11 protein-coding genes are annotated in these 5,495 nt (G+C 61.9%); 6 read left to right on the plus strand and 5 right to left on the minus strand.

Translation table 11 applies throughout. The annotated features are described in order from the left end of the window. From EOA60_RS16545 to EOA60_RS39030, 3 genes are all read left to right on the plus strand, one after another. The coding region (locus EOA60_RS16545) for a GSU2403 family nucleotidyltransferase fold protein (protein WP_245502570.1) at positions 1-348 on the plus strand (348 nt) is incomplete at its 5' end. Between the two features lie 82 nt (positions 349-430). Then, positions 431-778 (plus strand): hypothetical protein, encoded by a 348-nt coding sequence (locus tag EOA60_RS16550; protein WP_095824571.1) that lies wholly within the window; start codon positions 431-433, stop codon positions 776-778. 127 nt (positions 779-905) lie between these two features. Next, positions 906-1,238, plus strand: a complete 333-nt coding sequence (locus EOA60_RS39030) for a hypothetical protein (protein ID WP_082980647.1) — start codon at positions 906-908, stop codon at positions 1,236-1,238. A 93-nt stretch (positions 1,239-1,331) separates the two neighbouring features. On the opposite strand, the gene EOA60_RS16560 is transcribed toward EOA60_RS39030, so the two are convergent. The 3 genes from EOA60_RS16560 to EOA60_RS16570 all read right to left on the minus strand — a co-directional run bounded on the left by EOA60_RS16560 (position 1,332) and on the right by EOA60_RS16570 (position 2,273). Continuing rightward, on the minus strand, positions 1,332-1,583 hold the full coding sequence (locus EOA60_RS16560) for a DUF2934 domain-containing protein (protein ID WP_095824572.1): 252 nt from the start codon (positions 1,581-1,583) through the stop codon (positions 1,332-1,334). A 108-nt stretch (positions 1,584-1,691) separates the two neighbouring features. Next, the gene (locus EOA60_RS16565) at positions 1,692-1,901 is read right to left on the minus strand and encodes a hypothetical protein (protein ID WP_067001047.1); all 210 of its coding nucleotides are present in this window, start codon (positions 1,899-1,901) and stop codon (positions 1,692-1,694) included. 72 nt (positions 1,902-1,973) lie between these two features. Then, on the minus strand, positions 1,974-2,273 hold the full coding sequence (locus EOA60_RS16570) for a DUF1236 domain-containing protein (RefSeq protein ID WP_067001089.1): 300 nt from the start codon (positions 2,271-2,273) through the stop codon (positions 1,974-1,976). Positions 2,274-2,476: 203 nt separating this feature from the next. Here EOA60_RS16570 and EOA60_RS16575 point away from each other — a divergent pair, with 203 nt between their 5' ends. Beyond that, the gene (locus EOA60_RS16575) at positions 2,477-2,830 is read left to right on the plus strand and encodes a DUF982 domain-containing protein (protein WP_245322363.1); all 354 of its coding nucleotides are present in this window, start codon (positions 2,477-2,479) and stop codon (positions 2,828-2,830) included. Between the two features lie 156 nt (positions 2,831-2,986). Here EOA60_RS16575 and EOA60_RS16580 read toward each other — a convergent pair whose 3' ends face one another. Both EOA60_RS16580 and EOA60_RS16585 read right to left on the minus strand, forming a co-directional pair. Further along, positions 2,987-3,205 carry a hypothetical protein gene (locus EOA60_RS16580; protein ID WP_067001044.1) on the minus strand — a complete coding sequence of 73 codons (219 nt, stop codon included), beginning with the start codon at positions 3,203-3,205 and terminating at the stop codon, positions 2,987-2,989. Between the two features lie 260 nt (positions 3,206-3,465). Further along, positions 3,466-3,768, minus strand: a complete 303-nt coding sequence (locus EOA60_RS16585; RefSeq protein ID WP_067001081.1) for a DUF1236 domain-containing protein — start codon at positions 3,766-3,768, stop codon at positions 3,466-3,468. A gap of 221 nt (positions 3,769-3,989) precedes the next feature. On the opposite strand from EOA60_RS16585, the gene EOA60_RS16590 reads away from it, so the two are divergent. Next, positions 3,990-4,841 carry a DUF1236 domain-containing protein gene (locus tag EOA60_RS16590; RefSeq protein ID WP_095824574.1) on the plus strand — a complete coding sequence of 284 codons (852 nt, stop codon included), beginning with the start codon at positions 3,990-3,992 and terminating at the stop codon, positions 4,839-4,841. A gap of 315 nt (positions 4,842-5,156) precedes the next feature. Further along, entirely contained in the window at positions 5,157-5,390 is a 234-nt protein-coding gene (locus EOA60_RS16595; RefSeq protein ID WP_095824575.1) for a polymerase, read from the plus strand. Positions 5,391-5,495: the final 105 nt, after the last annotated feature.

Raw genomic sequence — 5,495 nt, forward strand, 5'->3', positions numbered from 1 at the left:
CTGCTCCACCGCTCCGGCGTGCCGGTGCTGGTCCCCTCTCCCGAACGCTTTGCGGTCCACAAGCTGATCGTCGCGGCGCGACGCGAACGAAGCGCTGCCGCCAAGCGGGAAAAGGACCTGCATCAAGCGGGCCTGCTGGTCGAGGCGCTCGAGACCACGCGTCGGCGAGACGACCTCGCCCATGCCTTCGCGGAAGCGTGGAACCGGGGCGAAGCATGGCGTGAGGCGCTGCGCAAAGGCTTGCAACTGCTTCAGCCGGACAGGCGCGAGATGGTGGACCTGGTCCTCGGCAGGGCGCTCGACGAAGCGCGCATCGAGCTCGACGGTTTCATGAGACAGTCCAGGTGAGGTATCGTTCAAATTGTACGAAACGTTCTTGACCACTTTTCGTACCTAATGTACGATATTGCCGTTCGTTGAGGGGATATTCTTGAACACCGCGAACCATGCCGCTTTCGCCGACCTTTCCCGCCCATTGCTCTCGCCTTTGCCGCTCGCCGAGCGCGAACGCCTGGCCGGCGCGTGGCGCATGGCCAGCCAGGACATCGCCGACGACATCCGCTTCATCCGGCAATATCTGAAGGTGATCGCGGAGAAGGACGACCGGCTTTCGACCGGCACGCTGGTGCACGGCCGCGCCTATGTCGAGGCCTGCGAGGCCTGGCTGCCCGAAACGATCGCGCGATATTTGAGGAACCTCAGGCTGGTCAGCGAATGCGAGTGCGCGATGACTGCGGCGGGCGTGCGCTTCGCAAAATCGAGCGATGCCTGGGAGTGAGATGTCTTCCTTCTTCGCGGAGGAAGAACCACCAAACGCGACGAAACCAGAGGGGCGCGAAGGAGCGCGGCGACGGAATGGTTTCCGCCCGCGCCGGGTGCAGAGAATTCCATTTTGCAACCTTCGGATGCACCTCGACAAATGTATCGTTTCACACAATTGCCAATTGGTGGACGCGGGCGAGCGGCCGGTAGTTAATTCCTTTCGGGCGAAGGAAGGCATAGTCGCGTACCAGGGAGGAACTCGTTTGATAGACCAGCAAATCGACATCGGCGCACCAGCCGACGATCAGCCTTACGAAGTCACCTCATTCGCCAGGAAGCATGGGCTGACGATCCCGATCGCGGACGCGGTGCTTTTTGCCAAGGGTCCGTCGCCGTCGCGGGCGGCCTGCGATACCGCCGCGCTGGCTTTCCTCTGCGCCGTTGCGCAATACGCCAGAAAGCAAGGGAGGCGATAGCCGTTCAGCCTCCACCTCCGCGCCCTAAATCTTCGGGCGCGGGCTTGCTACATTTCGATTGTGCGGATGGCAGCGGCGGAACGGCCGCTGGGGTCAGGTCTTGGCTTTCGGCTTGGCAGGAGCCTTGGCCTTGGCGGGGCCTTTGGCGGGCGTTTCGGCCTTGGCCGACTTCGGCTTGGCGGCGGCCGTCTTTTTGGGCGCGGCCTTGGACTTCGGCTTTACTTCGGCGTCGATCTCGGCGGCCGCCTGGTCCCAGTGCTCCATATGCGCGCCTTCCGGCCGGCCGGCCTGCTCCCAGATCTCGTGCGCCCGCCGGCGAATGCGTTCCTGCCTGTCGTCCGTCACTGTCGCCTCCTTTGAGTGGGGCCGCTCCCCGACGGAAACATTAGCTGAATTTTCCGGTGGCGTCTTGCGCATCGACGCGTAGGTGCCTGAACTTCGGCAGCGATTTCTTCAGTGCACGTCGGAGACGATCGCAACGCCCAGATACGCCGCCTTCTTTGTAATCAATGCGGCTAAATCGGCGTCAGAGCGTTCGGTTCCGGTGCGCCTGCGCAGCAGGCCAATCGCTTCCTTCATCGATAAGAGGCCAGTGCGGCGTTCGGCCAGAAGCTGGTCGACCGCCTTTGCACAGTCGACTGATTCGACATGGGGGTGATGCATGGCTGCGACTCCTTCCTAGGAGCCGGCATCCCCCCGCCGGCATGGCGGGAGGATCGGGGCTCGTAAGCGTAATCACTCGATGACGTGGATGACCCTGCGTGTACCAGGATCGATCAGGACAGTGCGATCGTTGACCACGGCATATCTGTACTGAACGTCCGGCACCTCCCGCAGCTCGACCGTGTCAGGCACCGTCGAGCCGACGCCCAGTTCCAGCCCCAGTATGTTGACCGAGGCGATCGGGTGCTTGTGGACATATTCCTTGACGACAGTCTGCTGCTCCGGCGTGACGATGATCTGGTCCGCAGCGGCAAAGCCTACGCCGGCGATCAGAGCAAGGCCGGCAACAGCAGGAATAAGGGTGCGTTTCATCATAAGTCTCCTGTTGTGTTGGCGAGCTCCGCCCGCCTCCGCCGTCGCGGAAACCTGGCAGGTCGAACATAGGAGCTCCCGGGGCAAACGCGTGCATTGGGGTCTTGTTCCGTCTGCGGCGCCTAATTGATTGTTGCCGGCGGAACCGCCGGGGCAGCTTCGCATTGTTTGAATTGAATAAATTCGACCAGCAAAGGCCCGCCATGACTGCAGTTCACATCACAAGCGACATGCCGCTCCGCGCGCCGGTGGCGATCGCAGTCGGGGCCGGTTTCAAGCGCGAGATCGCTTCCCTGGCGGCGATGCAGAATTTCCTCAAAGAATGGCCGCCGGCGATGCGCGGCGACTGTTATGCCGCGGCCGTGCAGACCTGCGAGGCAGCGCGGACAGGCGAGAGGAAACTTGGGGAAGCGCGGCAGGCCTTCGTGGCATTCGCTCAGAAGGCCGGCATTCTGTGGACCGGCGTCGACCCGGTCACCGCGCTACGTGAAGCCAAGATCAGACGTCTCAAGGCCAGGAGCATAAGCCAGCAGCGCCGGCAATGGCCGCTGGCGTGACAGGCTGCTGAAGTCCGGGCCTTAGGATCGGGCTTATCGAACCAGGCATCATCGAAAAAGCCCTCGCGGCCGAAGGCTTTTGTCGCGCCAAGCGGGGTAGCGCCGCTCACTGCCGCCCAGTGCTGGACGGCAGCCAGGCGACATCGATGACGGCTGTCAGTTCAGCGAAGCTTCGCACGACTCGGTGAGGAAAGATGCGGCGATCAGATCGTCCGCATCGATGCGTAGGGAGCCATCGCCGCCCCCCATTATGGCCGCGACCTTCTGGAAGGTCTTTATTTCATGTGCAGTGATGTGGGCGTCTTCCATCCTGGCCCGCAACTCGGCGACGCGCATCCCGAGCGAGCGGGATGTTCCGATTTCTCGTTTCGACATGTTAACTAGTCCTCCTCGCCCCTGCCCATGCCTGTTCGCCGCCGCCCGATTCTGCTTTCTGCCACCGGTTTGTGTTGCCTATGAGACAGGTTTGTTTCTGCCACTGGTTTGTGTTGCCCATGAGACAGATTTGACCCAAAGCGCCCAACTTGGGTGTGGGTCAAAGGTTCCGTTAGGATATCGTAAATTAATAATTTTCCGTTAACCGCCCGCCGCCGTGACCGGCGGCGGGCCATCCGTTCGGCCGATTACGCTATCGGTTAATTGAGCACCTTGATGATCTTGCGCGTGCCGGGGTCGACGATCACCGTCCGGTTATCGACCACGACATAGCGATATTTGACGTTCGGCACCTCGTGCAGTTCGACCGTCTCGGGAAGCGTGCTGCCGATGTTCAGCTCGATGCCGGGAACCTTCACCGAAGCCAGCGGCTGCTTTTGCACATATTCCTTGATGACGGTTTCCTGCTCGGGCGCGATCACGACGGTGTCCTGCGCAGCGACGGCGCCAGCGCCGGCGAGAAGCAGGAGGGCCGCGGCGGCGGTGGTGATGTGCATTTTCATGGTCGTCTCCTTTGTGTGGTCAATCGCCTCCTCTGCTGCGCCTGCGATTTCCACAGCCGATCGGCACCGTCCTAACGCCGAGGACCGCGGCTTGTTCCTGCAAAATTCCGCACATCCGCCGGCGTAAGAACGCCGCCGCCGCTTGGCAAAACAATCGCGGAACAATGCCTTCCAAGTCGTGTTTAATTTGCGAAGGGACCGACTTTCCGAGGAGAAATCAGATGAAGCATCTTCTGATCACGAGCATGATCGCGCTCGGCGTTGGCTGCGGCGCCGCGATGGCGCAGACCGAGTCCGTGCAGCCGAGCGGCGGCGATAGTTGTGCCGCCGGCCAGGCCGACTGCCCGAAGGGCGGCAAGGCTGGCGAGCAGGCCCAAGGCAAGATGAAGTCTCAGACCGAGCAGAATGCCCAGGGCACCACCAAGATGAAGACTGAGCAGAATGCCCAGGGCGAGGCTGGCGCCAGCACCGAGCAGAACGCCGAGGACAATACGCAGCTGAAGAAGAAGCAGCAGGCGCAGGGCAAGGCCGACACAAAGACTGAGCAGAACGCTCAGGACAATACCACGCTGAAGAAGAAACAGCAGGCCCAGGACAAGACCGGCACCAGCACCGAACAGAATGCTGACAGCAACACAAAGGTGCAGACCGAGCAGAATGCTCAGGGCAAGACCGGCACCACCACCGACCAGAACGCCCAGGGCACCACCAAGATGCAGACCGAGCAGAACGCTCAGGGCAAGACCGGTACGACCACTGAGCAGAACGCTCAGGGCAACGTCCAGACCGACCAGGACAAGACGGCCTCGATCACCAATGTGACGGTCGAGCAGCGGACGCAGATCACGCAGATCATCCGCGAGACCAACGTCCAGCCGGTTCGCGATGTCAGCTTCGACATCTCGATCGGGGTCGAGGTTCCGCGGCAAAAGATCCGGCTGCATCGCCTGCCGGCCCGCATCGTCAAGATCGTCCCGGCTTACGAAACCTATATGTATTTCGTGCTGGCCGACGGGCGCATCGTGATCGTGGATCCGGACACCTACAAGATCGTCGTGATCCTGGAGGCCTGATCCAGACAGCATTTCAGACAGGAGGCCTGCCGTGCCGCATGGCATGGCGGGCTTTTCTTATGTCGCTTCAGCCGCGGGCGCAAACGCCCCTTCCCGAGGCCGGGGCAGCCCCGTCCAAGCCTTATCGCCCGCCCTCGCCGCAACACAGCCGTCGGATTGAGGTCTGGTTTGGCAGGGCATTGGTCCCCCTCTCGAAACATACAGGCAGTTATCTTGTTGGAGTCATGACTGGCGAGCATAGGTCCCTTCATCGTCGGTTGCTGTTGCACCCGCCGCTACCTGCGATGCGGCGGGTGCTCCTTTTGGGGGTGCTGCATGCAACTCGGAGAGATCATTGCGAACCTGTTCGCCGCCGTTCTTCTGATCTGCGTTGTGGCGCTTGTGTTCTTCACCGGCGGCAGACCACTCTGGCCGGATCGCGAGGCCAAGATGGTCATCCTGTTGCCGCCGGATGCCATGAGAACGGGATCGGTCAGGGCACTGGCGCACGTTCGCCTGCCCGACGCCTTCGATACAAGAATGGTGCAGCCAAGGCCCCAATCCCGATAGCCGGTGGGCCAGCCCCTAGCCGGCCGCGACGTGATCCGGCCGAAATGGGGGTCAGAGCTAACCCTCCACTCCTTTCGCGGAAAGGCGGAGAGGCCGGCCTCCCGC

Origin of the sequence: Mesorhizobium sp. M1A.F.Ca.IN.020.06.1.1 (assembly GCF_004023265.1) — a bacterium.
In the GTDB taxonomy this organism is placed as follows: Bacteria; Pseudomonadota; Alphaproteobacteria; order Rhizobiales; family Rhizobiaceae; genus Mesorhizobium.